Source organism: Streptomyces aidingensis, assembly GCF_900112355.1.
Taxonomy (GTDB): domain Bacteria; phylum Actinomycetota; class Actinomycetes; order Streptomycetales; family Streptomycetaceae; genus Streptomyces; species Streptomyces aidingensis.
Window position 1 is genome coordinate 50845 of record NZ_FOLM01000020.1, and the last position, 25362, is coordinate 76206.

Sequence of the window (25362 nt, forward strand, 5' to 3'; positions counted from 1 at the left end):
CATGAACAGCCGTCCCGCGCCACCGACCGGACCCGCGTACCGCAGGCTGAGCGTGGCCGAGCGCCGCGGGCAGCTCATCACCACCGCCCAGCGGCTCTTCGCCCACCGGCCGCCGGAGGATGTCTCGCTGGACGACGTGGCGCAGGCGGCCGGGGTCTCCCGCCCGCTGGTCTACCGCTACTTCCCCGGCGGCAAGCAGCAGCTCTACGAGGCGGCGCTGCGCGGGGCCGCCGAGGATCTCACGCTCTGCTTCGCCGAGCCGGCACAGGGCCCGCCGACCGAGCGGCTGGCCCGGGTGCTGGACCGCTATCTGGCCTTCGTCACCGAGCACCGGGAGGGCTTCACCGCGCTGCTCAAGGGCGGCAGCGTGGTGGAGACCTCCCGCACCTCGGCCATCGTGGACCAGGTGCGGCGGGCCGCGGCCGGGCAGATCCTGCACCATCTGCGGGCGTCCGACCCCGGCCCGCGGCTGCTGATGGCGGTGCGCACCTGGATCACCGCGGTGGAGGCGGCCTCGCTGATCTGGCTGGACGACGGCCGTCAGCCGCCCGCCGGGCAGTTGCGCGACTGGCTGGTGGATCACTGCGTGTCGCTGCTGGCGGTCACCGCCACCCATGACCGGGAGACCGCGGCGGTGCTGGAGCGGCTGACCGGTCTGGAGACCCCGGACGGCCGGGTGCGGCGGCTGGTGGACGGTCTGGCACCGCTGCTGGCGGCGGCGCCGCCGGCCGCCTCCTGAGCGGGCGGGGGCGGACGCCGTGCGTACCGAGCCCGTCATCTTCTCCGGCGGTCCGCTGGACGGCCGGGTGCTGGACGTGCTCACCGGGATGACCGGCCGGCCGCCCAGGATGTACCGGGTGCCGGTACCGGGCGACCGGGTGCACATCTACCGGCTGGAGCCGCGCGCCCACACCCGGCGGCTGCGGCTCCCGCGCGGCTGGCGCTATGTCCACGCCCCGGACGCCGAGCCCTTCCGCCCCCGCTGGCCCTGGTCCCGCCCCTCCCGTCCGGAGCGCGACCGCTGACCGCGGTCCCCGCTCCTTCACGCCCTTGGCGGTCCACGACCCGCACCACCGGCGTGGCCTGCCGGGGCCGGTCACGCCGACGGCCGGTCGGCGGCCATCAGGCCGAGCGCCAGACGGACCACGTCCGGCGGCGCGCATTCCAGTCCGGACTGGTCGGTCCAGCCGCCTCCGGGCCGGGCGACGGACTCACGCACCCAGCAGGCGTCGGCGCGGAGCTGGATGACGACGACCCGGCGGCCGAGGCGGGAGAGCTGCCGCGCCGGATAGGCGTGGGTGGTCAGATAGACATCCGCGCGAGTGGCCAGGGCAGTGGTGAGCTCCCTCCAGACCGGTACGGCCAGGTGCTCGTCACCGGTCACCAGCAGCACCGTACGCGTGGCACCGCTCACTGGGCGGACACATTCCGGGGGCGGGGCGGCAGCGCCAGGGTCAGGGCCAGGGCCGCCTCCGGACATGGCGGCGACGGCGGACGCCTGGTAGATCAGGGCACCGCAGTTCCGGCAGTGCCGGTTACCGGTCAGGAGGTCGGTGGCCAGTTCTCCCGTGTGCGGACAGCGCACGTCATGCCCCGCTCTCCCGGCCGTCGCCCTCCTCGTCGTCCAGCGGATGCGCGGCGAGTGCGTCGAGCAGGCGCCGGCTGACGCCCACCCGCTGCGCGGCCAGCGACAGCGCCGCCGAGAGCAGCGCCGCCCCTTCCCGGCTCAGCGGCGGCAGGATGATCAGCGGCGCGCCTTCCGCACAGCCGGTCGCGGTGACCTGGTGAGGTGAGATGCGGAAGTAGCCGAGCCGCTGGTTGAGCACGGCCACCAGGGCCGCCGTGTCCGGCGGCCCGGCGGCCCCGCTGCCGTCGCCGTCGCCGTCGCCCGGGTGCGTTGTGGTCCGGTCGGTCATCTGCTGTCCCGTCTGGAGAGATCGGCCCGTTCACCACGGTCACTTCTACGGCAGCCCGCGTCCCGGCAGCATCCCGGAAGGCGCCTTTCGCCCAGACCGCATGAACTGTTCTGACCAGCCCCGGGAGACGGCGGCCCCCTCCCACGCCCGGTCGGTGGTCACCAGTAAGGGATTCGAACGCATTCGCGATGGGTATTTCTGTGCGAACAGCCGGTGATGCAGCGGCAGTTGGTGCACCTTGGGCTCGGACAGGTTGGTGTGGTTCTCGAACCACGTGCGCGAAGGCGCGAAAGGGGCGCACCCGTGGCTGATGCCCAGCACGTCGACAAGTCACAGTTGGGGCCGAGAGAGATGATCGTGCGGCGGATCATCGAACACCGCGAGGCACGCGGCCTGAGCCAGGGAGCGCTGGCCCGCTTCATCGGCTACCCGCAGCCGTACCTGTCCGCGATCGAGACCGGAAAACGAACCCTGACCGACGGCGTCGCCGAAGCCCTGGACAAACACCTCGGCACGCACGGCGAATTCGTCGCCCTCCTGGAGATGGCCCGCAAACTGCTGATCGAGCCCGGCGCCCGGGAGATCGTGAGCCAGGAGACGAAGGCCGAGCGTATCCGGGTCTTCACCAGCAGCGTCATCCCGGGGTTGTTGCAGACCGAGGACTATGCCCGGGACTTGTTCCGCAAGGGCCTCCCACGCGACTCGGACGAGGAGATCGAGGAGAAAGTCACCGAGCGGATCAGGCGGCACTCCAGGGTATTCGAAAAAGCCGATCCGCCTTTCTACCGAGCCGTTGTGGACGAGTCGGCACTTGCCCGGCCTGCCAGCTCAAACAAGGTCATGGCGGCACAATTGCGCGCGATTCTCTCTTATCAGAATCAACCTCGCATCAAGGTGGCCGTGTTGCCCTTCGGCGCACGCGTTCACGGGATGCAGGGCGGTAGCCTCGTACTGCTGGACCTTGCGGACGGCGGTACCGTGGCTCTGGTGGAAAGCTTCCGCACCGGCCAGGCGATCGAGACTCCCCGGATCGTGGTGGAGTACGAGGAGCTGTTTGAGACAGTGCAGTCCCAGGCGCTTTCGGCGGAGGAATCCAACGCACTCATTACCAAGTACCTCAAGGAATATGCCGATGAAGCCAGTGAGTGAAGCCCTGTGGCGCAAATCGTCCTACAGCGGCTCGGAGAACGGAGCCTGCCTTGAGGTCCGTGACGACAGTCCCGGAGCCGTGCCCGTGCGTGACAGCAAGGCCCCTGATGCGGCGCACCTGATAATCCCGGCCGCGTCCTGGCAAGCTTTCGTCAACTTCTCCAAGGACTGAGCCCCGTGGCGCCACCACACCCGGCACGGGGGCCGGTGGCGCACAACGCACCGCTCGTCGATGCCGGGTTCCCGCGCGACGATCGTCTCAGCCCAGGCGGTTGGTCTCGCGCGGTCGGCGCCGCTCGGCGGCGTCGTCCCGGAGGCGGGCGCGGAGCCCGGGGGTGAGCAGGTGACCGGCGCGGCCGACGAACAGGGCCATGTGGTAGGTCACGAGAGACATGTCGGCGTCGGGGTCGGTGTGCACGCCGAGGAGTGAGCCGTCGCTGATGCCCATCACCAGCAGGCAGCCGGATTCCATGGCCACCAGGGTCTGCCGGACCCGGCCGGCCTCCATCATCCGGGCCGCGCCCAGGGTGAGGCTGGCCAGGCCCGCGACCACGGTGGCCAGATCGGCGGTCGCCTCGCGGGGTGAGCGGGGGCGGGGGGCGGCGGTGGGCCGCTGCGGCGCGGAGGAGAGCAGCGGCAGGCCGTCGGCGGAGACCACGGCCACCGACCGCAGCCCCGGGACCTCGGCCACCAGCCGGGTGAGCAGGCGGCGCAGTTCGCCGGTGCCCGGCGCCGGACGGCCGGCGGCGGGCTCGGAAAGGACGGGGGGCTGAGTGGTCACGGCTGCGCCTCCTCCTCCGCGGCGGCGGCCCGCTCTCCCGCGCGGGCCCCGCGGGTGAAGCCTTCCAGCTGCGCCCGCAGCGCCGCCCGGTCCCGCTGCCGGACCGGGATGTGCGGCGCCGCCGGGGCGGTGGCCGGGGGCGGGGCCGGGTCCTGCCCGTCCCATTCCGCCAACGGCTCGGCCGGCGCACGGTCATGTTCCACGGCGGGCTCGGCGACCGGCCCGGCCACGGGTTCGGCGACCGGCTCGGCCGGCTCCTCCGCCGGCCACCGCGGCCCCGGGTCCGAGGTCGCGGCCCCACCGGGATCGCTCCCGCCCGCCGGCTCCGCGGCGGCGTCGATCCCGGCATCCGGCACCGGCAGCGGGTCCGGCCCGGCCGGGGCGGCATCCGGCGGCGACGGCAGGTCCGGCATCACCGGGGCGTCGATCCCGGCACCCGGCGGCGGCCACGGGGCCGGGGCGGCGTCCGCAGGGCCGGTTGCGGGGGTGGCGGGGGCGGCGCCGGTGGTCCAGAGGGTGTCGGCCGGCTCGGCCGGAACGGCGGCGACGGCGGCGACGGCGGCCGGGTCTTGCGCTTCCGGATCGGTCGCCAGGACGAGCGCCGGGGGGAGGATCACCTCGGCGGCGATGCCGCCCTCCGCCCGCAGCCGCAGCGAGACGTGCAGCCCGTGCCGGGCGACCAGCCGCGCCACCGTGTACATCCCCATGCCGATGCCCGGGTCGCCGTCCGCGCCCGGCGGCGGGATGTCGCCCGGTTCGGCCAGGCGTTCGTTCAGCTCGGCCAGCCGGGCGCCGGTCATGCCGATGCCCTCGTCCGTCACCAGCAGCGCGGCCCCGCCGTCCGGCCGGGTCCGGCCGGCCAGTCCGACCCGGGCATGCGGCGGGGAGAAGGCGGTGGCGTTGTCCAGCAGTTCGGCCAGCAGATGGCTGATGTCCCGGACCGCGAAGCCCTCGATCAGCAGCTCCGGCACCGGCTGGTCTATCTCGACCAGCTCGTAGCGTTCTATCTCGCTCACCGCCGCCCGCAGCACGTCCACCAGCGGCAGCGGCCGGTCCGGGGGCGCGGGCCGCTCGGCTCCGGCCAGCAGCAGCAGATTCTCGCCGTGCCGCCGCACCCGGGCGGCCAGATGGTCCAGGGAGAACAGGGTGGCCAGATGGTCCGGGTCGGTCTCGTGCTGCTCCAGCCGCTCCAGCACCGCCAGTTGCTCCGCCGCCAGGGCCAGGATGCGGTCCGCGTGGTGCGCGAAGGTGCCGTGCACCGCGCCGTGCAGGGCGGCCAGCCGGCGGGACAGTTCCTGCTGCTCGGTCAGCAGCCGCTGCCGCTCGGCGGTCAGCCGGTGGTGTTCCTCGTGCAGGTCGCCGCGGTCGGCGGTGGCCTCGCCGGCCTCCCGCTGCAGCGTCACCGCCCGCGCGTGCAGGGCGTTGACGGCCGCGATCACCTCGGCGAACTCGTCGTTCCGGCCGATGTAGCGGACCGGTTCCTGGCCGGCCGGGTCGGAGGCCACCCGGCGGGTGCCCAGCCGCACCACGGCCAGCGGCCGGGTCAGCGAGCGCGCGGTGGCCACGCTGATGCCGGCCGCCAGCAGCACCGCCGCCGCCACCAGCGCCACCCGGAGCTGGAGCGCGGTCAGATCGTCCGCCCGCAGCTCCCGCAGGTTCTCGGTCTGCCGGCCGACCAGTGAGGCCAGTACCCCGCGCTGGAGTTCGGTGCGGGCCGCGAGCGCCGCGGCGACCTGCTCGGCGCCCGCCTCCCGCAGCTCCGCGGCGGGTGCCGCGCCCGGCGCGGCGGTGAACGCCTGGAGGTATCCGGCGGCGGCGGCGGCCTCCGGGCCGGTGACCGTGGTGTCGTAGACGTCCTGGCCGCGTGCCCCGCCGGTGGTGGCGAAGTCGGCCAGCGCCGCCTCCTCCCGGGCCCGGGCCCGCTGGGCGCCCTGCACCAGCTCCGGCTGGTCGCCGCCGAGCAGCAGCGCGGCGGCCAGCAGGCCGCGGGTGGCGGCCGAGGCGTCCACGGCGCGGGCCAGGTCGGGCAGGGCGCCGGAGACCGGGTCCGCGGCCCGCTCCGGCCGTTCCCGGCTCACCGAGCGGGTCACCGCGTCGAGCTGCGTGATGATCAGGGAGTAGGCGTCATGCACCGCCAGGGGCCCGGCATCGCCGGAGAGCGCCTGCTCACGGGTGTCGGCCAGCGTTTCCAGCCGGCGCAGCAGCGGGGCGGGGGCGTCCGCGCGGAGTTCGTCGACGCGGCGGTCCGAGCGTGACCGGACGGACGGGTCCAGGGCCGCGGCCGGGTCGGGGGACGGCCCGGCGAGGGCGATCACCAGGGTGTCGCGTTCCTCGGCCAGGGCGTGCGCCAGGGAGACCGCGCGCTCGGCGAGTTCGGCGTCCTCCACCAGTTGCTGAGCGCCCATCAGACTGCGGGCGGCGGAGTAGACCGTGGGGGCGCCGACGGCGGTCACGGCCAGCGAGGTCAGGGCCACGCTGAGGACCAGGCGGCTGCGTACCGAGGAACGCCGGCCCCGGGCGGCGGCGGGCGGTCCGCCGGCGGCTTCTCCGGCGGCGGGCGCCGCGGATGTCCCCGTGGTTCCGGCCGTTCCGGCGGTTCCTGCCGCGTTCGCCGCAGCCGGTGAAGAGTCCGTCGGTTCGGGCGCCGAATCCGGCCGTGTGGTCTTGGGCACCTGTGCTCACATTCTGTCCCGGCCGGGCCCGGCGGCCCGGCCCGTCCCGGCGAACCTCCCAGCTCACAAGGGCGGGAGGGGCCGTCCGGGCCGGCTCACGAGGGGACCCGGACACGGACGCGCGCAGCTTACTGCACCATTCTCCGGGCCGTTTCTACGGCTTTCGGGCGCGGATCGCCAACGCGGCCCGGCCGAACTGGATTTCCGTCGCGACTCCTGGCAAGATCCGCGCCCGCACCGCCCGCCGGCGCCGCCGCTCCCCCGGTCACCCGGGCCGCCGCCGGCCCGGCCGGACGCCCGCGCGCCCGCCGCTCGTCGCACGCCGGTTCCGCGCCGCGCGGCGCGCTCCCCGTCCGCCGCGCCCGGTCCGGATGCGGCGGACGCTCCCCGGCGCGCTCCGCGGAACCGTCCGCCGGCGGCGGCACACTGAGGCGCATGCGCTGCGAATGGGTTACCGAGCCCCGGAGTGACGGCCATCCCAACGACGACTACGCCGCGACCGCCGCCCCCGCACCGGGCCGCGGCGGCACCGTGGTGCTGCTGGACGGGGTCAGCACCCGGCCCGGCGAGAGCACCGGCTGCGGGCACGGCACGCCCTGGTACACCGCCCGGCTGGGCGGCGCGCTGCTGCACCGCTGCGGCTCCCGGCCGGACCTGCCGCTCACGGAATGCCTGGTCCAGGCCATTGACGAAACCGCACGCGGACACGGCGACGGGTGTGAGCTTTCTCACCCTCGCACCCCGCAGGCCACCGTGGTGGCGGCCCGCTGGGACGCCACGGCCGTCGAGTATCTGGTGCTGTGCGACTCGGTGCTGCTGATCCAGCGGACCGACGGCCGGGTGCTGCCGGTGCTCGACACCCGGCTGGACGAGGTCTGGGCGGCGGCCCGGACCGCCGTCCCGTACGGGGAGCGCGCGGCCTTCATCGAGGCGCGGCGCAACGCCGAGGACGGCTTCTTCACCGCCGCGGCCGACCCGTCCGTTGCGCACCGGGCGGTGACCGGCACGCTGCCCCGTGCCGGGGTGCGGGCGCTGGCGGCGCTGACCGACGGCGCCTCCCGCTGGACCGAGGTGTTCCGGCTCGGGGACTGGGAGGCGCTGTTCGCGGTGCTCGCCGAGAAGGGCCCGCGGGAGGTGATCGCCCAGGTCCGGGCGGCCGAGCGGGCCGATCCGTCGTGCACCGCCTTTCCGCGCGGCAAGATCCACGACGATGCCACGGCGGCGCTGGCCGAGCTCTGAGCGGCCGGGCGCCGGGCGGCGGGCGGCGGGGGCGCGCCGTCCCGCGGGCCGAAGTGCCCGGGGCGCGCCGGGCGTTATTGCCGTGCCGGAGGGCGGCGGCCGGGACAGGATGAACCGCATGGTTCAGCAGCCGCACGACTCCCTCTCGCCGCTTCCGCCCCCGCTCCCGCCGGCCCCGGCAGCCGCCGGCCCCGCCGCGCCCGGGCCGCCCGAAGTGCTGGACCGGCGGCCGGGTCCGCACGGCGAGGTGGTGCTGCGGCGCCGGGACGGCCGGTACGAAATCATCGCCAACGGCTGCTTTCTGATGGACACCTCCGACGGTCGCTCCGAACGCCTGCTGGTGCGCGCCGCGCTGGCGGCGGTGGACGGCGCGCCCGGCCCCGCCCGGCCGGCTCCGTCGCTGCTCATCGGCGGTCTGGGCGTCGGCTTCTCGCTCACCGAGGCGGTGTCCGAGCCGCGCTGGGGCGCCATCACCGTGGTCGAACGGGAGCCCGCGGTGATCGACTGGCACCGGTCCGGACCACTGAACCCGCTGACCGCCGACGCCCTCGCCGACCCGCGCACCACCGTGGTGCACTCCGGCCTGCTGGAGCATCTGCGCGCCCCGGGACCGCGCTACGACGTGCTCTGCCTGGACATCGACAACGGCCCGGACTGGACGGTGACCGAGGACAACGGCAGCCTGTATTCGCCGTCCGGCCTGATTACCTGCCGGTTCAGGCTGACGCCGGGCGGCGTCCTTGCCGTATGGTCGGCAGCACCGTCCAGCAGGTTCGAACATGCCTTGGTGAACGCCGGTTTCCGGGATGTCCGCACCGCGCTGGTACCGGTACCGCGAGGCGTCCCGGATGCCGTGCATCTGGGCACCCGAGCGGCATAGCCCGGGCACCATCCGGGGATCTACGCTGCTCCCAGCGCCGTCGGGCCCGAACGGAAGGGGCCTCCCGGCGTCCACAACCTGAGGAATGCCAGACCAGCCGACTGGCTCCGCAAGACATCTCCCGGGGGCGGGACACAACATGAATCAGACACATGGCAGTGCACGATCCGGCGGCGGCGGGGAGACCGACCCGCACGCACCGGAGAACGGGGAGCGCCAGCGCTACCCGGTCAGTACCGTGACCACACCCGGCGCCCAGCGCCGGATCCTGGTCGTGGAGGATGACCCCACCATCCTGGAGGCCATAGCCACCCGGCTGCGCTCGGAAGGCTTTCTGGTGCAGACCGCGGCCGACGGCCCCGCCGCCGTCGACACCGCCGCGGCGTTCCAGCCGGACCTGCTGGTGCTGGATGTCATGCTCCCCGGTTACGACGGACTGGAGGTGTGCCGCCGGGTGCAGTCCCAGCGGCCCATCCCGGTGCTGATGCTCACCGCGCGCGACGACGAGACCGACATGCTGATCGGGCTCGGCGTGGGCGCGGACGACTACATGACCAAGCCGTTCTCCATGCGCGAGCTGGTGGCCCGCACCCATGCCCTGCTGCGCCGGGTGGAACGGGCCGCGGCCGTGGCCACCGCCCCGGCCTCGCCGGGCCGGGTGATGCTGGGCGATCTGGAGATCGACCGCGCCCAGCGCCGCGTCCGGGCGGGCGGCAAGGACGTCCATCTCACCCCGACCGAGTTCGACCTGCTGCTCTGCCTGGCCCGCTCGCCGCGCGCGGTGCTCACCAGGGAGCAGTTGCTGGCCGATGTGTGGGACTGGGCGGACGCCTCCGGCACCCGCACGGTGGACAGCCACGTCAAGGCGCTGCGCCGGAAGATCGGCGCGGAGCGGATCCGTACCGTGCACGGTGTCGGCTACGCGCTGGAGACCTCGGCCAACGGCGTCGGGCCGGCCGAAGGAGGCTGACGGGTGACCGGCGGACCGTGCCCGCCGCCGCGGCCGTGGCGGAGCCGGGTCTGGGAGGCGCTGCGGCCCGTGGACCCGTTCCGCTCGCTCAAGGCGGCGCTCGGTGCGCTGGTCATCGTCTCGGTGACGATCACCACCGGGCTGATTCTGCTGGCCTACAAGTCGGCCATCGAGGTCCGGGTGATCGCCATCGTCGCGGTGATCGCCTCGCTGCTGGTGACCCAGTTCGTGGCGCAGGGCCTGGTGTCGCCGCTGTCCCAGATGACGGCGGCGGCGGGCGCCATGGCGCGCGGCGACTACGGGCGCCAGGTGCGGGCCTCGCGCCGTGACGAGCTGGGCGATCTGGCCCGGGCGTTCAACCGGATGGCGGCGGACCTCCAGGCCGTGGACCGGCACCGCAAGGAGCTGGTGGCCAATGTCTCGCACGAGCTGCGCACCCCGATCGCCGGGCTGCGGGCGGTGCTGGAGAACGTGGTGGACGGCGTCTCGGAGCCCGATCCCCGGGTGATGGCCAGCGCGCTGCGGCAGACCGAGCGGCTGTCCCGGCTGGTGGAGCAGTTGCTGGACCTGTCCCGGCTGGAAAGCCGGGTGATTCCGCTGGAGCCGCGCATCTTCAAGGTGGAGCCGTATCTGGCCGACCTGCTGGGCTCCACCGGGCTGGCGCTGCTCCAGGGCCACGGCCGGGCGGACGTGCGGCTCGGCCTGGATGTCTCGCCGCCGGATCTGACCGCGTACGCGGATCTGGAGCGGCTGGACCAGGTGGTGGCCAATCTGGTGGACAACGCCATCAAGCACAGCCCGCGCGGCGGCCGGGTCACGGTCCGGGCCCGGCCGCTGGAACGCTCCCGGGGCGGGCTGGCGCTGGAGGTGCTGGACGACGGGCCGGGCATCCCTCGGGACCAGCGCGACCTGGTGTTCGAGCGCTTCGGCCAGGCCGCGGCCGAGGCCGGCGCGGCCGGCTCCCGCAACACCGGCGGCACCGGCCTGGGGCTGGCCATCTCGCGCTGGGCGATCGATCTGCACGGCGGCACCATCGGGGTGGCCCCCTCCCGCCGCGGCTGCCGGGTCCGCCTCACCCTCCCCGGCCGCTGAACCGGACCGCCGCGGCTGCCGGGTCCGCCCCACCCTCCCCGGCCGCTGAACCGGACCGCCGCGGCTGCCGGGTCCGCCCCACGCTGCCCGGCCGCTGAAACGGAGCGCTGAGGCGGGTCGCGGTGGAGGGGGTGACGGGTGCCCGGTGTCACCCGTACCGGTCTGTTCGCACTCGCCCGGTTGACGTAGAGTGACGGCATAAGCGGAGTGGAACGCTCCGGGTACGGCGGAACGTTTCAGGTCTGTGACAGATTGCTGTCGCAGCCTGGCCACGCCCTGTGCGAAACCTTGCGAACCCCGGCTTTTTCCCGCCGGGTTGCTCCCCGAAACCCCCTTCCGGGTGTGAGCTAGGTGACGATCTGGGCGGGGACTCCTGCGCCGGACCGGGTGGAAGGCGTAGCCTTGTTTTCCGCTGTCCATTACCTTGCGGAGCGGAAGAGGGCGGTTGCCGCCGTGTCGCCACAGTCCCCGAATACGTCGAACGCGTCGAGTGTCTCCAACGGCCAAGTGAGCCGGGCAAGCACCACCAAGGACGGTTTCGGCGCCAATGAATGGCTCGTCGACGAGATCTACCAGCAGTACCTGAAGGACCCGAACTCCGTTGACCGGGCGTGGTGGGACTTCTTCGCCGACTACAAGTCCACGGCCACGGCCCCCGCCGAGCAGCCCCAGCCCCCGGCCGCGCCGGCCGGGCCCGCCGCCCCCGCGGCACAGGCGCCGGCCGCGCCGGCGGAGCCCAAGGCGCCGCCGCCGTCACCACAGCCCTCACCACAGCCCTCACCCCGGGCTTCGGCCCGGCCGGCCCCCCGGGCCGCCGCCCCCGCCGCGCCGGCGCCGGCCGCCAGGCCCGCCGCCGCGCCGCGTCCGGCGCCCCCGCAGGAGGCCGCCGCCCGGCAGCACGCGCCCATGGGGCGGGACGTGCCCAAGGCCACCGCCCCGCTGCCGCAGGACGGCGCCGGGGACACCGGCCCCGAGCTGGTCACGCTGCGCGGCCCGGCCGCGGCCGTCGCCAAGAACATGAACGCCTCGCTGGAGATGCCGACCGCCACCTCGGTGCGCGCCGTCCCGGTGAAGCTGCTGTTCGACAACCGCATCGTCATCAACAACCACCTCAAGCGCGCCCGCGGCGGCAAGGTCTCCTTCACGCACCTGATCGGCTACGCCATGGTGCAGGCGCTCAAGGCCATGCCGGACATGAACCACTCCTTCGCGATGAAGGACGGCAAGCCGACCCTGGTCAAGCCCGAGCACATCAACCTGGGCCTGGCCATCGACCTGGTCAAGCCCAACGGCGACCGCCAGCTCGTGGTGGCGGGGGTGAAGCAGGCCGAGACCCTGACCTTCTTCGAGTTCTGGCAGGCCTATGAGGACATCGTCCGCCGGGCCCGGGCCAACAAGCTCACCATGGAGGACTTCTCCGGGGTCACCGCCTCGCTCACCAACCCCGGCGGCATCGGCACCGTCCACTCGGTGCCGCGGCTGATGCCCGGCCAGTCGGTGATCCTGGGCGTGGGCGCCATGGAGTACCCGGCCGAGTTCCAGGGCACCTCCCAGGACACCCTGAACCGCCTGGGCATCTCCAAGGTGATGACGCTCACCTCCACCTACGACCACCGGGTGATCCAGGGCGCGGCGTCGGGCGAGTTCCTGCGCCACATGAGCCAGTTGCTGCTCGGCGAACACGGTTTCTACGACGACATCTTCCAGGCGCTGCGCATCCCGTACGAGCCGGTCCGCTGGCACCGGGACATCGACGTCAGCCACGACGACGAGGTCACCAAGGCGGCCCGGGTCTTCGACCTGATCCACGCCTACCGGGTGCGCGGCCATCTGATGGCCGACACCGACCCGCTGGAGTACAAGCAGCGCAAGCACCCCGACCTGGACATCAAGGAGCACGGGCTCACCCTGTGGGACCTGGAGCGGGAGTTCGCGGTCGGCGGCTTCGCCGGCAAGTCGATGCTCAAGCTGCGCGACATCCTGGGCGTGCTGCGGGACTCCTACTGCCGCACCACCGGCATCGAGTACATGCACATCCAGGATCCGCAGGAGCGCAAGTGGATCCAGGACCGGGTGGAGCGCCCGCACACCCCGCCGGAGCGTGAGGAGCAGCTGCGCATCCTGCGCCGGCTGAACGCCTCGGAGGCCTTCGAGACCTTCCTCCAGACGAAGTATGTGGGCCAGAAGCGGTTCTCCCTGGAGGGCGGGGAGTCGCTGATCCCGCTGCTGGACACGGTGCTCGACGAGGCGGCCGGTGCCGCCCTGGACGAGGTCGTGATCGGCATGGCCCACCGCGGCCGGCTGAACGTGCTGGCCAATGTGGTCGGCAAGTCCTATGCGCAGATCTTCCGGGAGTTCGAGGGCAATCTCGACCCCAAGTCGACCCACGGCTCGGGTGACGTCAAGTACCACCTGGGCACCGAGGGCACCTTCACCGGCCAGAACGGCGACCGCATCCAGGTCTCGCTGACCGCCAACCCCTCCCATCTGGAGGCGGTCAACCCGGTGGTCGAGGGCGTGGCCCGGGCCAAGCAGGACATCATCGGCAAGGGCGGCACCGACTTCACCGTGCTGCCGGTGCTGATCCACGGCGACGCGGCCTTCGCGGGCCAGGGTGTGGTGGCCGAGACGCTGAACATGTCGCAGCTCCGCGGCTACCGCACCGGCGGCACGGTGCATGTCGTGGTCAACAACCAGGTCGGCTACACCGCCCCGCCCACCGCCTCCCGCTCCTCCATGTACTCCACGGACGTCGCGCGGATGATCGAGGCCCCGATCTTCCACGTCAACGGGGACGACCCGGAGGCGGTCTGCCGGGTCGGCCGGCTGGCCTTCGAGTACCGGCAGGCGTTCAACAAGGACGTGGTCATCGACCTGGTCTGCTACCGCCGCCGCGGCCACAACGAGGGCGACAACCCGGCCTTCACCCAGCCGCTGATGTACAACCTGATCGACAAGAAGCGCTCGGTGCGCAAGCTCTACACCGAGGCGCTGATCAGCCGCGGCGACATCACCATGGAGGAGGCCGAGCAGGTCCTCCAGGACTTCCAGGACCAGCTGGAGAAGGTCTTCAAGGAGGTCCGGGACGCCACCGAGGCGCCCTCCCCGGTGCCGGCGCCGACCCCGCCGCTGGCCCAGTTCCCGGTCCCGGTGGACACCGCGGTCAGCCAGGAGGTGCTCAAGCGGGTCGCCGAGTCGCAGACCAATGTCCCGGACCGCTTCCATGTCCACCCCCGGCTGCTGCCGCAGCTCCAGCGGCGCGCCGCCATGGTGGAGGAGGGCACCATCGACTGGGCGATGGGCGAGGCGCTGGCCGTCGGCTCGCTGCTGATGGAGGGCACCCCGGTCCGGCTGGCCGGCCAGGACTCCCGGCGCGGCACCTTCGCCCAGCGCCACGCGGTGCTGGTCGACCAGACCTCCGCCGAGGAGTACACCCCGCTGCTCTACCTCGCCGAGGACCAGGCACGGTTCAATGTCTACGACTCGCTGCTGAGCGAGTACGCGGCGATGGGCTTCGAGTACGGCTACTCGCTCGCCCGGCCCAACGCGCTGGTGATGTGGGAGGCCCAGTTCGGCGACTTCGCCGACGGCGCCCAGATCATGATCGACGAGTTCATCTCGTCGGCCGAGCAGAAGTGGGGCCAGTCCTCCGGCGTCGTCCTGCTGCTGCCGCACGGCTACGAGGGCCAGGGCCCGGACCACTCCTCGGCCCGGATCGAGCGCTTCCTCCAGCTCTGCGCCCAGGACAGCATGACGGTCGCCATGCCGACCCTGCCGTCCAACTACTTCCATCTGCTGCGCTGGCAGGTGCACAACCCGCACCACAAGCCGCTGGTGGTCTTCACCCCGAAGTCCCTGCTGCGGGCCAAGACGGCCACCTCCCGGGCGGAGGAGTTCACCTCCGGCCGGTTCCGCCCGGTCATCGGCGACGACACGGTCTCGCCCGGTGAGGTGCGCAAGCTGGTCTTCTGCTCCGGCAAGGTCTACTACGACCTGGCCGCCGAGCGCGCCAAGCGGGGCGCGACCGACACCGCACTGGTCCGGCTGGAGCGGCTCTACCCGCTGCCGGCCCAGGAGGTGCAGGCGGAGATCGGCAGGTACCCGAACGCCACCAAGTTCGTCTGGGCCCAGGAGGAGCCCGCCAACCAGGGCGCCTGGCCGTTCATCGCGCTCAATCTGGTGGACCATCTGGACCTGATCATCGGCTCGGACCCGGTGCCGAACGCGGACCGGCTGCGCCGGGTGTCCCGGCCGTCGTCCTCCTCCCCGGCGGTCGGCTCCCCCAAGGCCCACGCCGCCGAGCAGCAGGCCCTGGTCAACGAGGTCTTCGACATCTGAGCAGGCCCGCCGGGGGCCGGCGCCGCACCGTCACCAGGCGGTCGGCGCCGGCCCCCGGCCGTATCCGTTCCGGAGCACAACGTGTATTTCACCGATCGCGGGATCGAGGAGCTGGAGCAGCGGCGGGGGGAGGAGGAGGTGTCGCTGGGCTGGCTGGCCGAGCAGCTCCGGCTGTTCGTGGATCTCCATCCGGACTTCGAGGTCCCGGTGGAGCGGCTGGCGACCTGGCTGGCGCGGCTGGACGACGAAGACGACGACGGCGACGTATAGCCACCGGGCGGACGGCCGCGGCAGAAGGGCGCCGGCAGGGCGGCGTTGACAATCGCGATACGCGATATATCGTGTCTGGTAGAACAGTCGCGATATAGCCCTGTCGTACCCCGGGGAGGACCCGATGCCCGACGGAACCTCTTGGCGGATCGCCGAGCCGGAAACACTGGACCTGGCCGAGCCCGTGACCGAGCTGCATGTACGGCTCATCAACGGCACGGTGAACGTGGTCGGCGGGCCCGGTCCGGCGGCCCGGGTGGAGATCAGCGAGCTGACCGGCCCGCCGCTGCTGGTCCGGCACAGCGAGGGCCGGCTCGTCGTCGCCTACGAGGACACCCCCTGGCCCGGCTTTCTGAAGTGGCTGGACCGCCGGGGCTGGAACCGCCACGCGGTGGTCTCGGTCTCGGTCCCCTCCGGCGTCCGGCTCACCGTCGGGGTGGTCGGCGCCTCGGCCGTGATCTCCGGGATCTCCGGCCCCACCACGCTGCGCGGGGTGTCCGGCGACGCCACCCTGGTCGGACTGGGCGGGCCGGTGCAGGCCGAGACGGTCTCCGGCAGCCTGGAGGCGCAGTCCCTCGCGGGGGCGCTGCGCTTCGCCTCGGTCTCCGGAGACCTCACCCTGATCGACGGCCGGACCGCCGAGCTGCGCTCCGAGACCGTCAGCGGCGCCACCACCCTGGATCTCTACTCCGCCGCCGGGCCGGTCGAACTGAAGGCCGGCACGGTCTCCGGCGATGTGGCCATGCGGCTGCCCGAGGGGATGGGGGCCAAGGTGGACGCGAGCACCGCCGGCGGGGCCGTCTCCAGCGCCTTCGGCGAGCTGTCGGTGGACGGCGGCTGGGGCGGGCGGCGGCTCACCGGCACCCTGGGCAACGGCGCCGGCCGGATCAGGGTGAACACCGTCTCCGGCGCGGTGGCCCTGCTGCGCCGGCCGCCGGACACCGACCCCGGCCCCGCCGACGCCGCTGACGCCCCCGAAGCCCCCGACACCCCCTCCTTCCGTAAGGACGCCTGACATGCCTCCCGTCTTCGCCCACGGCCGGCTCCGCCTGTATCTGCTGAAGCTGCTCGGCGAGGCCCCGCGCCACGGTTATGAGGTCATCCGGCTGCTGGAGGAGCGCTTCCAGGGCCTGTACGCCCCGTCCGCCGGCACCGTCTATCCCCGGCTGGCCAAGCTGGAGGCCGAGGGTCTGGTCAGCCACACCGAGGAGGGCGGCCGGAAGGTCTACGCCCTGACCGCCGCCGGCCGCCGGGAGCTCGACGAGCGGGCCGCCGAACTCGCCGAGCTGGAACGCGAGATCCGTGAATCGCTGGCCGCGCTGGCCGCCGACATCCGGGAGGACGTGCGCGGTTCCGCGGACGGCCTGCGCGAGGAGATGCGGCGGGCCGCCGCCCAGGCCGGCGGCGGCTCCGGCGGCAGCTCCGGCGACGGCCCGCGGCGGCCCCGGGCCCGCCCGCACGACGACTGGCAGGACGAGGTGCGCCGGGCCAAGGAGGAGGCCAAGGAGGAGATCCGCCGGGCCCGTTCGGAGGCGCGGCGGGCCAAGGAGGAGGCCAGCAGGTCCAGCCGGGAGGCCCGCGACCACTTCGAGGAGGCCGCCCGCCGCATCCAGGAGCGGGTGCAGCGGCACACCTCCGCCGGGGACTGGCAGGCCGCGGTCCGCGAGGGGCTGGAGGGCCTGAGCCGGGAGTTCGGCGGCCTGGGCGGACTCGGCGGCCGGATCACCGACCACGCCTGGCCGTTCCGCGGCGGCGCCCAGCAGCAGCACCGCGCCCCCAGGCCGTCCGATACCGGCACCGATACCGATACCGGCACCGATACCGGGGGCGGCGGCCCGGAGGCGGAGCTGAGCGCCGAGGAGCGGCTGCGCGAGCTGGAGAAGCTGCTGGACCGGGTGCGGGACGACGTCCGCGACGCGGCCCGCGACCACGGCGTCTCCGCCGCCCAGTTGCGCGAGGCCCGCCGGCACCTGTCCACCACCGCCGCCCACCTGGTGGCGCTGCTCCGCAGCCCCGAGGAGTACCGCAGGGCCCGCGGCAGCGGCCCCGGCCAGGACGGCTGACCGGGCCCGGCCCCCCGGCCGCCGGGGCCGGCCGGGGGGCCGTGCCCCGCGGTCAGGGCGTGAAAACGATCTTGCCGAAGAGGTCGCCCCCGGCCATCCTGGCGAAGCCCTCCCGGGCCCGGCTCAGCGGCAGCACGGAGTCGATCACCGGGCGCACATTCCGGGCCGCGCAGAAGTTCAGCAACCCGGTCAGCTCCTCCTTGCTGCCCATGGTGGATCCGACCACCTTCAGCTCCAGGAAGAAGATGCGGGTCAGCTCGGCCGCCGGCGGATTGGGGCCGGAGGTGGCGCCGGAGATCACCAGGGTGCCGCCGGGCCGCAGCGACGTCACCGAGTGCGACCAGGTGGCCGCGCCCACCGTCTCCAGCACCGCGTCCATCCGGTGCGGCAGCCGGGCGCCGCTCTCGAACGCCGCCTCCGCGCCCAGATCCACCGCCCGCTTGCGCTTGGCCTCGTCCCGGCTGGTGACGAACATCCGCAGCCCGGCCGCCGCGCCCAGCACGACCGCCGCGGTCGCCACCCCGCCGCCGGCGCCCTGCACCAGCACGCTGTCCCCCGGCCGCACCCCGGCGTTGGTGAACAGCATCCGGTACGCCGTCAGCCAGGCCGTGGGCAGGCAGGCGGCCTCCTCGAAGGACAGTTCCCGGGGCTTGGGCACGATGTTCCACTGCGGCACGGAGAGCTGCTCGGCAAAGCTGCCCTGGTACTTCTCGGTCAGCAGGGAACGCCGCTCGCGCGGCCCGACACCATGGCCGGTGGCCCCGATCACCGGATAGACCACCACCTCGTTGCCATCGGCGTCGATACCGGCCGCGTCGCAGCCGAGAATCATCGGCAGCTGCTCCTCGGCCAGGCCGACGCCGCGCAGCGACCAGATGTCGTGATGGTTGAGGGAGGCGGCCCGCACCTGGATGACGGCCCAGTTCGGGGGCGCCAGCGGCTCCGGGCGCTCACCCAACTCCAATGCGTTCAGCGGCTGCTCACGGTCGAAACGAGCGGCATAGGCGGCAAACATGATCCTCAAGCTAATCCGCTGAGCGGGCGCATACCAGAGGCACCGCCGGGAAGCGATTCAGATCACCGGACCGCGCCCGCCGGGCTTCCTTGGCCGTGCACAAGCTGGAACCATGGGAAGACTCAGCGGCACGGCACCCGCACCCGTACGCCGGCACCGCGGCGGGGAGACGCGGGCACAGCCCGGCAACAGCCCGGGGACAACGCGGGACAACGCGGGGACAACGCGGGGACAACGCGGGGATGGGGTTTGTCGAAGATGACCGAGCTTTTCTTGCGGCGGCTCAGCCGGTGGCAGGCGGAGGACCAGCGCAACGACATCGCGGATGTGCACGCCGAGGCGTACCGGGACACCCCGGGTGCGGCGCTCCACGACCGCCAGGATTTCCTGAGCCGCTTCGCCGAACATGTCCAGCAGCCGGAGTTCGATCTGGTGCTGGCCTGCGCACCGGCGGTGGTGGGCTGCGCCTACGGCTTCCGCATCGACCGGGACGGAAGCTGGTGGGACCGCTTCTCCCAGGTGCCTCCGGAGCTGGCGGAGCTGACCTCGGTGGCCAATTCCCGGCAGTTGTTCGTGATGGCCGAGCTGATGGTGCGCCCGGCGCACCGCAATCACGGGGTGGGCGGACGGCTGCACGACCAGTTGCTGGCGCGCAGCAGCGCGCCCCTGGCGGTCACCCTGCTGGAGCCGGGGAACGGCATGGCGCGCAGCGCGCTCCAGGGGTGGGGCTGGCTGCACTCCGGCAAGCTGCACCCGCGCGGCGACACCGCCCCGCTGGAGGCCTGGACCTTCCCGCTCACCCGCTGACGGGAGGGCGAGCCGGCCGGAGGGACCCTGGAGGGGTCACAGGACCTTGGAGAGGAACGCCCTCGTGCGCTCGTGGCGCGGGTCGGTCAGCACCTCGCGCGGATGCCCGGCCTCCACCACCACCCCGCCGTCCATGAAGACCAGAGAGTCGCCGACCTCCCGGGCGAAGCCCATCTCATGGGTGACGACGATCATCGTCATGCCCTCCTCGGCAAGCTGCCGCATCACATCCAGCACCTCGCCGACCAGCTCCGGGTCGAGCGCCGAGGTGGGCTCGTCGAAGAGCATCAGCTTGGGGTCCATGGCCAGCGCCCGGGCGATGGCCACCCGCTGCTGCTGGCCGCCGGAGAGCTGCGCCGGATAGGCGCGGATCTTGTCGCCCAGCCCGACCCGCTCCAGCAGCTCCACCGCCCGCTCCCGGGCCCGGGCCCGGGGCACGCCCTTGACCTGGACCGGCGCCTCCATCACATTCTCCACCGCGGTCATGTGCGGGAAGAGGTTGAAGCGCTGGAAGACCATGCCGATGTCCCGGCGCTGGGCCGCGACCTCGCGCTCCTTCATCTCGTAGAGCTTTCGGCCCTTCTGGCGGTAGCCCACCAGACGGCCGTCCACCCAGAGCCGGCCGGCGCTGATCTGCTCCAGATGGTTGATGCAGCGCAGAAAGGTCGACTTGCCCGAGCCGGACGGGCCGACCAGGCAGAACACCTCGCCGCGCCGTACCTCCAGGTCGATGCCCCGGAGCACCTTCACGGGGCCGAAGGACTTGTGGACCTGCTCGGCCCGCACCATGGGCTCGCTCATACCGTCACCTCGCCGGACGCACCGCGGACCTTGCTGCGGACCCGGAACGAGGTGAGCTGCGCGCGGATCCGCTGGAGCGGGGTGGGCGGCAGGCGGTGGTCGCTGCCCCGGGCGAAGTACCGCTCCAGGTAGTACTGGCCGATGGAGAACACCGTGGTCAGCACCAGGTACCAGACCGAGACCACGATCAGCATCTCCATCACCGCCAGGGTACGGGAGGAGATGTTGCGGCCGGCCAGGAAGAGTTCCTGGTACTGGATGGCGTAGGCCAGCGAGGACGTCTTGAGCATGTTGATGAACTCGTTGCCGGTGGGCGGCACGATCACCCGCATGGCCTGCGGCAGCACGATGCGGCGCATGGTTTTTGCGCCGGACATGCCCAGGGCGTGCGCGGCCTCGGTCTGGCCGCGGTCCACGGAGAGGATGCCGGCCCGGCTGATCTCCGCCATATAGGCGGCCTCGTTCAGCCCCAGGCCCAGCAGCGCGGCCATGAACGGGGTCATCACCTCGTTCATGTCGGCCTCGTAGAAGCCGATGTCGAAGACCGGGAAGATCAGCGCCAGATTGAACCAGAGGAAGAGCTGGACCAGCACCGGGGTGCCGCGGAAGAACCAGATGTAGGCGTAGGAGACCGAGGACAGCACCGGGTTGGCGGACAGCCGCATCACCGCCAGGACCACCCCCAGCACCACGCCGAGCAGCATGGAGCACAGGGTGATCCACAGGGTGTTGAGGGCGCCTTCGACGACGGTCTCGGCGTCCAGGTACTCGCCGACGACCTCCCAGGCGATGTCGGCGTTGCGGAACGCCTGCACCAGCAGGGCCAGCAGGAACAGCACGACCGCGGCCGAGATCCAGCGGCCGTAGTGGCGGACCGGGATGGCCTTGACGGCCTCGGGCGGCACCTTGCCGACCGGCGGGCCGGCCGGCGGGCCGCCGGCGCTCACGGGGGGCACGGGGCCGGGCCCGGCGCCGCTCTTGGCGGCCTTGCCGGGCTCCGGCTCCTGGTCACGGATGTCGGACACGGGAATGCCTTCGTTGGCCTTCGCTGCTGCCGCCGGGCGGTCGCCGCCGGCGGACGGACGGGCGGGCGGGGCCGGTCACTGGCCGGCGTTGACGGTGGCGGACTCGATGGCGCCGGTCTCGGCGTCCCACTCCTTGAGCACCTCGGCGTAGTCGCCGTTGTCGATGATCGCCTGGACGGCCTGCTGCAGGGCGTCCCGCAGCTCGGGGTTGTCCTTGGGCACCCCGATGCCGTACGGCGCGGCGTCGATCTGCTCGCCCACCACCTCGAACAGCTCCCCGTCCCGGGCGGTCAGCGCGTTGTAGAGGGCCACCGGGAAGTCGGTGACCACCACGGCCGCCCGGCCGCTCTGCAACTGGGTGATCGACTCGTCGTCGGTGTCGTTGACCAGCATCTCGACCGGCTCGTCGCAGGACTCGTTCTGGGCCTGCACCAGGGCCTCGTTGGCGGTGCCGCGCTGCGCGGCGACGGTCAGCCCGCACAGGTCGCCGAGGCCCTGCACGCCCTCCGGATTGCCCTTGGCCACCAGGATCGCCGAGCCGGCCCGGAAGTAGTTGACGAAGTCGGCCCCGCCCTCGGCGTCCTCGGCGATGCCGTCCTGGCGCTCCTTGGTGTCCGTCATGGCCGACATGATGATGTCGTAGCGGCCGGAGTTCATGCCCAGGATGAGACCGTCGAAGGTGCCGTTGATGAACTCGAACTCCACGCCGAGCTGCTCGCCGAGGGCGCCGGCGATATCCGGGTCGATGCCGTCCACCTCGTTGTTCTCGTTCATGAACTCGATCGGGGCATAGGCGATGTCCGAGCCAACCTTGATCTTCCCGGCCTGCTGGATGTCCTCGGGCAGCGTGTCGAACAGCGGGGCGTCGGAGCCGGCCGGGGCGTCCCCGGCTCCGGAGCCGCCGTTGTCGTCCCCGCAGGCGGCGAGCAGCAGCACGGCGGAGGCGGCGTAGACGCCGGCGGCGGCGAGGTGGCGGGAGCGCCGACGGGAGCGGGTCATGGCGGTCATCGCGGGGTCCTCCTGCGGGGATGGGTATCGCCGGGGTGCCGGGGACACGTCGTCGGGAGCCCGGTGGGTGACAAACGTTGTTCGGGGATGACGGGAATCTTGCCATCCGGACACGGCCGGGTGGCCCCCGTCCGACGTCAAGATCGGATAACGGACACTCCATACCGGTGACCGGAAAACGTTAACCAGCGGAAAAGGAGCATGGCCAGGGTGGCGGTGAGAGATGTATCACCGCCCATCCGATTCCGGCGGCTTTGCCCCCCGGCCCGCTCCGGCACCGCCCCAGGTCGGGGCGAGGCGCCGGGGTCAGGATGGGCGCCCCGGAAGCGGCCGGGGCGAGCCCGGCACCTTCCGGCCGCCGAAATCACTCGATCGCCGACGCGGTGATCCTGTAGAACGGTCCGTTACACCCCTCACCCGGGGACCTGGGCGCGTGTGCGGCGCGTCCGGCGTCCGCATCAGCCCCCGGAAGGCGGCCATCCGCCCGACGGGCCGCGGACGTGGTTGCCCGCCCGCCTCCCGACCGGGAAGCGGTCCCTCGAACAGTGATGCGAATAAGGGGTCAGACCACGTGTCGTCCGACATTGTCAACGCAGAGAGCGATCAACTGACCGACGAACTGCCCGCGCACCAGGACCCGGACTCGGCCTTCGCCCTGCACCGCGGCGGCAAGATGGCCGTCCGGGCCACCGTCCCGGTGCGCAACGCCGAAGATCTCTCCCTCGCCTACACCCCCGGGGTGGCGCGGGTCTGCGCGGCCATCGCCGGGCAGCCGGAGCTGGTGCACGACTACACCTGGAAGTCGCAGGTGGTGGCCGTGGTCACGGACGGCAGCGCGGTGCTCGGGCTGGGAGACATCGGCCCGGAGGCGTCGCTGCCCGTGATGGAGGGCAAGGCGATCCTGTTCAAGCAGTTCGCGGGGGTGGACGCGGTGCCGATCGCGCTCGACTGCCGCGACCCGGACGAGCTGGTGGAGACGGTGGCCCGGATGGCGCCGTCGTTCGGCGGCATCAACCTGGAGGACATCTCGGCACCGCGCTGTTTCGAGATCGAGCGCAAGCTCCAGGCCCGGCTGGACATCCCGGTCTTCCACGACGACCAGCACGGCACCGCGGTGGTCACCCTGGCCGCGCTGCGCAACGCGGTGAAGCTGACCGGGCGGCGGATGGCGGACCTGCGGGTGGTGATCTCCGGAGCCGGCGCGGCGGGCGCGGCCATCGCCAAGATCCTGGTCGGCGCGGGCGCCGGCGAGATCCTGGCCTGCGACCGGCGCGGAATCGTCTCCCCCGACCGCTCCGACCTGACCTCCGCCAAGCAGGAGCTGGCGCAGCTCACCAACGCCCGGGGGCGCTCCGGCTCGCTGGCCGACGCCATGAAGGGCGCCGATGTCTTCATCGGCGTCAGCGGCGGCACCGTCCCGGAGGAGGTGGTCGCGAGCATGGCGCCGGACGCCTTCGTCTTCGCCATGGCCAACCCGGACCCGGAGATCCGGCCGGAGATCGCCCGCAAGTACGCGGCGGTGGTGGCCACCGGGCGCAGCGACTTCCCCAACCAGATCAACAATGTGCTGGCGTTCCCCGGGATCTTCGCGGGCGCGCTCCAGGTGCGGGCGTCGCAGATCAGTGAGGGCATGAAACTCGCCGCGGCGGAGGCGCTGGCGGCCGTCGTCGAGAACGAGCTCAGCCCGTCGCTGGTCATTCCCTCCCCCTTCGACGAGCGGGTGGCCCCGGCGGTCGCGGCGGCCGTCGCCGCCACCGCCCGCGCGGAGGGCCTGGCCCGCCGCTGAGGCAGCCTGCGGCGCCGGCCGCCGCTCACCCCCCGCCACGACGGGGCGGGGGCCGCCCCACGGCAGCCCCCGCCCCGCCCGGCCGGCGCCGAGGCGCCGGCCGGGCCCGCGGCATCACGCCGGCAAAGAACCGGCCGCCCCGGCACCCGGCCCACCCCGAACCGCACACCCCCACCACCGACGACAGGCAGCGCCCCCGGACCCCGGCATCGCCCCGCCAAGAGCCGACGCGCCCGGACCCGCACACCCCCACCCCCGGCACCACCCACCCCCACGACCAACAACCAGCGGCGCCCCCGGGCCCCGGCATCGCCCCGCCAAGGGCTGGCGCGCCCCGGCGCCCGGCCCGCCCGGACCCGCACACCCCCACCCCCGGCACCACCCACCCCCACGACCAACAACCAGCGGCGCCCCCGGACCCCGGCATCGGGCCGGTAAGGGCCGGCGCGGCCCGGTGCCTGTGACGAGTAGAGTCGCGGGTGGGGAGGCAACGTCCAGCGTCGTGGGGTAAGGATCGTTGTGGAACTGACCTCTTACGCGGATCTCGCCGTGCGGCTGGTCAACACCGAGGAGCCCGGGCGCGGCATCGACGCACTGACCACCGTGGAGGCCGTCCGCGAGCTGTTCGCCACCGGTCATCCCTCGGCACGCCGGGCCGCCGAGGCGGACGTCGGCCGGCTGCGCGGGGTGCGGGCCCGGCTGCGCGCCGTCTTCACCGCCGCCGCCGAGGGCGACCAGGTCCGCGCCGTCGACCTGCTCAACGGCCTGCTGCTGGAGTACCCGGCCAGCCCGCAGATCTCCGGTCACGATCTGCTGGACGAGGCCGGCCGGCCGCGCTGGCATCTGCATCTCGCCGAGCACGCCGGTAACGCCACCGCCGCCTACGCCGCCGTCGCCTGCATGGGCCTGGCGTTCCAGCTCACCGAGCTGGGCGCGGACCGGCTCGGGGTCTGCGAGGCCACGCCCTGCCGCAACGCCTACCTCGACACCTCCACCAACCGCTCCAAGCGCTACTGCTCGGACCGCTGCGCCACCCGGGCGAACGTCGCCGCCTACCGGGCCCGCAAGCGCCGGGAGCGGGACGGCAGCGGCCTCACCGCCGAGCGCAGCCAGGCCAGCGCCGAGCCGGTCCGGGAGGGCTGAGTGCGGCGCGGCGGACGCAGCCGCAGCAGCGCCCGCGCCACGACCAGTTCCTCCGGCACCGCCCCGAACTCCCGGCTGTCATTGGTGATCCGCGGATTGTCGCCCACCACCCACCAGCCGTCCGGCCTGCGTTCCACGGCCCGCTTGACCACCAGCAGGTCCTGCTGGTGCGGGTGACGCAGCACCACCACATCCCCCGCCCGCACCCGGGCGCCATGGCGGACCAGCAGCCGGTCGCGGGGTCGCAGGGTGGGCAGCATGGAGTCGTTGTAGACCTCCGCCAGCGCCAGTCTCACGCCCGCCTCGTCCCTTCCTCGGCCTAGATCTTCCCGCCCAGTCAAGCACCCGACTTTCGGCCCAAGCCGTCCGGACGGACCCGGCCGACCGCGAAATGCCGCCGCGTACGG

The 25362-nt window shown here is 73.1% G+C and carries 24 protein-coding genes; 15 read left to right on the top strand and 9 right to left on the bottom strand.

Annotated elements, in window-relative coordinates:
* The first annotated feature begins 1 nt into the window (after position 1).
* Both BM242_RS25105 and BM242_RS25110 read left to right on the top strand, forming a co-directional pair.
* Positions 2-739 carry a TetR/AcrR family transcriptional regulator gene (locus tag BM242_RS25105; protein WP_093841221.1) on the top strand — a complete coding sequence of 246 codons (738 nt, stop codon included), beginning with the start codon at positions 2-4 and terminating at the stop codon, positions 737-739.
* A gap of 19 nt (positions 740-758) precedes the next feature.
* The gene (locus BM242_RS25110) at positions 759-1025 is read left to right on the top strand and encodes a hypothetical protein (protein WP_093841222.1); all 267 of its coding nucleotides are present in this window, start codon (positions 759-761) and stop codon (positions 1023-1025) included.
* Positions 1026-1096: 71 nt separating this feature from the next.
* On the opposite strand, the gene BM242_RS25115 is transcribed toward BM242_RS25110, so the two are convergent.
* Both BM242_RS25115 and BM242_RS25120 read right to left on the bottom strand, forming a co-directional pair.
* The gene (locus BM242_RS25115; RefSeq protein WP_139238442.1) at positions 1097-1414 is read right to left on the bottom strand and encodes a hypothetical protein; all 318 of its coding nucleotides are present in this window, start codon (positions 1412-1414) and stop codon (positions 1097-1099) included.
* A 172-nt stretch (positions 1415-1586) separates the two neighbouring features.
* Positions 1587-1916: a hypothetical protein gene (locus BM242_RS25120; protein ID WP_093841224.1), complete on the bottom strand. Its 330-nt coding sequence runs from the start codon at positions 1914-1916 to the stop codon at positions 1587-1589.
* A 303-nt stretch (positions 1917-2219) separates the two neighbouring features.
* Here BM242_RS25120 and BM242_RS25125 point away from each other — a divergent pair, with 303 nt between their 5' ends.
* The gene (locus tag BM242_RS25125; protein WP_175541570.1) at positions 2220-3065 is read left to right on the top strand and encodes a helix-turn-helix domain-containing protein; all 846 of its coding nucleotides are present in this window, start codon (positions 2220-2222) and stop codon (positions 3063-3065) included.
* Positions 3049-3237 (top strand): DUF397 domain-containing protein, encoded by a 189-nt coding sequence (locus tag BM242_RS25130; protein WP_425443928.1) that lies wholly within the window; start codon positions 3049-3051, stop codon positions 3235-3237. Before BM242_RS25125 ends, BM242_RS25130 begins: the two co-directional genes overlap by 17 nt.
* Positions 3238-3324: 87 nt before the next feature.
* Here the strand turns inward: BM242_RS25130 and BM242_RS25135 are convergent, their stop codons facing one another.
* Positions 3325-3846 (bottom strand): roadblock/LC7 domain-containing protein, encoded by a 522-nt coding sequence (locus BM242_RS25135; RefSeq protein WP_425443929.1) that lies wholly within the window; start codon positions 3844-3846, stop codon positions 3325-3327.
* Positions 3843-6320 (bottom strand): sensor histidine kinase, encoded by a 2478-nt coding sequence (locus BM242_RS30610; protein WP_093841228.1) that lies wholly within the window; start codon positions 6318-6320, stop codon positions 3843-3845. Before BM242_RS30610 ends, BM242_RS25135 begins: the two co-directional genes overlap by 4 nt.
* A gap of 633 nt (positions 6321-6953) precedes the next feature.
* On the opposite strand from BM242_RS30610, the gene BM242_RS25145 reads away from it, so the two are divergent.
* The 8 genes from BM242_RS25145 to BM242_RS25180 all read left to right on the top strand — a co-directional run bounded on the left by BM242_RS25145 (position 6954) and on the right by BM242_RS25180 (position 17370).
* Positions 6954-7757, top strand: a complete 804-nt coding sequence (locus BM242_RS25145) for a protein phosphatase 2C domain-containing protein (protein WP_093841229.1) — start codon at positions 6954-6956, stop codon at positions 7755-7757.
* A 118-nt stretch (positions 7758-7875) separates the two neighbouring features.
* A complete protein-coding gene (locus BM242_RS25150) occupies positions 7876-8637 on the top strand; it encodes a spermidine synthase family protein (RefSeq protein WP_245834506.1) in 762 nt (253 codons plus the stop codon).
* 139 nt (positions 8638-8776) lie between these two features.
* On the top strand, positions 8777-9607 hold the full coding sequence (locus tag BM242_RS25155) for a response regulator transcription factor (protein ID WP_093841230.1): 831 nt from the start codon (positions 8777-8779) through the stop codon (positions 9605-9607).
* Between the two features lie 3 nt (positions 9608-9610).
* Complete coding sequence (locus BM242_RS25160; RefSeq protein ID WP_093841231.1) at positions 9611-10699, top strand: HAMP domain-containing sensor histidine kinase; 1089 nt, start codon at positions 9611-9613, stop codon at positions 10697-10699.
* 453 nt (positions 10700-11152) lie between these two features.
* Positions 11153-15037 (top strand): multifunctional oxoglutarate decarboxylase/oxoglutarate dehydrogenase thiamine pyrophosphate-binding subunit/dihydrolipoyllysine-residue succinyltransferase subunit, encoded by a 3885-nt coding sequence (locus tag BM242_RS25165; protein ID WP_093841232.1) that lies wholly within the window; start codon positions 11153-11155, stop codon positions 15035-15037.
* Between the two features lie 81 nt (positions 15038-15118).
* Positions 15119-15307, top strand: coding sequence for a DUF6104 family protein (locus tag BM242_RS25170; protein ID WP_093841233.1), 189 nt, complete (start codon positions 15119-15121; stop codon positions 15305-15307).
* A gap of 124 nt (positions 15308-15431) precedes the next feature.
* Complete coding sequence (locus BM242_RS25175) at positions 15432-16322, top strand: DUF4097 family beta strand repeat-containing protein (RefSeq protein WP_093841234.1); 891 nt, start codon at positions 15432-15434, stop codon at positions 16320-16322.
* A 1-nt stretch (position 16323) separates the two neighbouring features.
* Positions 16324-17370: a PadR family transcriptional regulator gene (locus BM242_RS25180; protein WP_093841235.1), complete on the top strand. Its 1047-nt coding sequence runs from the start codon at positions 16324-16326 to the stop codon at positions 17368-17370.
* Between the two features lie 52 nt (positions 17371-17422).
* Here BM242_RS25180 and BM242_RS25185 read toward each other — a convergent pair whose 3' ends face one another.
* On the bottom strand, positions 17423-18385 hold the full coding sequence (locus BM242_RS25185) for a zinc-binding dehydrogenase (RefSeq protein WP_093841236.1): 963 nt from the start codon (positions 18383-18385) through the stop codon (positions 17423-17425).
* Positions 18386-18643: 258 nt separating this feature from the next.
* Between BM242_RS25185 and BM242_RS25190 the strand changes: the two genes are divergently transcribed.
* Positions 18644-19192: a hypothetical protein gene (locus BM242_RS25190; protein WP_093841237.1), complete on the top strand. Its 549-nt coding sequence runs from the start codon at positions 18644-18646 to the stop codon at positions 19190-19192.
* A gap of 36 nt (positions 19193-19228) precedes the next feature.
* Here BM242_RS25190 and BM242_RS25195 read toward each other — a convergent pair whose 3' ends face one another.
* From BM242_RS25195 to BM242_RS25205, 3 genes are all read right to left on the bottom strand, one after another.
* Positions 19229-19993 (bottom strand): amino acid ABC transporter ATP-binding protein, encoded by a 765-nt coding sequence (locus BM242_RS25195; protein WP_093841238.1) that lies wholly within the window; start codon positions 19991-19993, stop codon positions 19229-19231.
* Complete coding sequence (locus tag BM242_RS25200) at positions 19990-21009, bottom strand: amino acid ABC transporter permease (protein WP_425443931.1); 1020 nt, start codon at positions 21007-21009, stop codon at positions 19990-19992. The genes BM242_RS25195 and BM242_RS25200 overlap by 4 nt, the downstream gene beginning before the upstream one ends.
* 84 nt (positions 21010-21093) lie before the next feature.
* Positions 21094-22026 carry an ABC transporter substrate-binding protein gene (locus BM242_RS25205; protein ID WP_093841239.1) on the bottom strand — a complete coding sequence of 311 codons (933 nt, stop codon included), beginning with the start codon at positions 22024-22026 and terminating at the stop codon, positions 21094-21096.
* 571 nt (positions 22027-22597) lie between these two features.
* Here BM242_RS25205 and BM242_RS25210 point away from each other — a divergent pair.
* Complete coding sequence (locus tag BM242_RS25210) at positions 22598-23812, top strand: NAD(P)-dependent malic enzyme (protein WP_093841240.1); 1215 nt, start codon at positions 22598-22600, stop codon at positions 23810-23812.
* Positions 23813-24331: 519 nt separating this feature from the next.
* Positions 24332-24955 (top strand): CGNR zinc finger domain-containing protein, encoded by a 624-nt coding sequence (locus BM242_RS25215; RefSeq protein ID WP_093841241.1) that lies wholly within the window; start codon positions 24332-24334, stop codon positions 24953-24955.
* On the opposite strand, the gene sodX is transcribed toward BM242_RS25215, so the two are convergent.
* Positions 24865-25251: a nickel-type superoxide dismutase maturation protease gene (sodX, locus tag BM242_RS25220; protein WP_342747007.1), complete on the bottom strand. Its 387-nt coding sequence runs from the start codon at positions 25249-25251 to the stop codon at positions 24865-24867. The genes BM242_RS25215 and sodX overlap by 91 nt on opposite strands.
* Between the last annotated feature and the right edge of the window lie 111 nt (positions 25252-25362).

Bases quoted from the DNA above. Each gene is read 5' to 3' on its own strand.
- BM242_RS25105 (WP_093841221.1), top strand. From the start codon at position 2: ATGAACAGCCGTCCCGCGCCACCGACCGGACCCGCGTACCGCAGGCTG.
- BM242_RS25120 (WP_093841224.1), bottom strand. From the start codon at position 1,916: ATGACCGACCGGACCACAACGCACCCGGGCGACGGCGACGGCGACGGC.
- BM242_RS25130 (WP_425443928.1), top strand. From the start codon at position 3,049: ATGAAGCCAGTGAGTGAAGCCCTGTGGCGCAAATCGTCCTACAGCGGC.
- BM242_RS25145 (WP_093841229.1), top strand. From the start codon at position 6,954: ATGCGCTGCGAATGGGTTACCGAGCCCCGGAGTGACGGCCATCCCAAC.
- BM242_RS25150 (WP_245834506.1), top strand. From the start codon at position 7,876: ATGGTTCAGCAGCCGCACGACTCCCTCTCGCCGCTTCCGCCCCCGCTC.
- BM242_RS25155 (WP_093841230.1), top strand. From the start codon at position 8,777: ATGAATCAGACACATGGCAGTGCACGATCCGGCGGCGGCGGGGAGACC.
- BM242_RS25175 (WP_093841234.1), top strand. From the start codon at position 15,432: ATGCCCGACGGAACCTCTTGGCGGATCGCCGAGCCGGAAACACTGGAC.
- BM242_RS25180 (WP_093841235.1), top strand. From the start codon at position 16,324: ATGCCTCCCGTCTTCGCCCACGGCCGGCTCCGCCTGTATCTGCTGAAG.
- BM242_RS25185 (WP_093841236.1), bottom strand. From the start codon at position 18,385: ATGTTTGCCGCCTATGCCGCTCGTTTCGACCGTGAGCAGCCGCTGAAC.
- BM242_RS25190 (WP_093841237.1), top strand. From the start codon at position 18,644: ATGACCGAGCTTTTCTTGCGGCGGCTCAGCCGGTGGCAGGCGGAGGAC.
- BM242_RS25195 (WP_093841238.1), bottom strand. From the start codon at position 19,993: ATGAGCGAGCCCATGGTGCGGGCCGAGCAGGTCCACAAGTCCTTCGGC.
- BM242_RS25205 (WP_093841239.1), bottom strand. From the start codon at position 22,026: ATGACCGCCATGACCCGCTCCCGTCGGCGCTCCCGCCACCTCGCCGCC.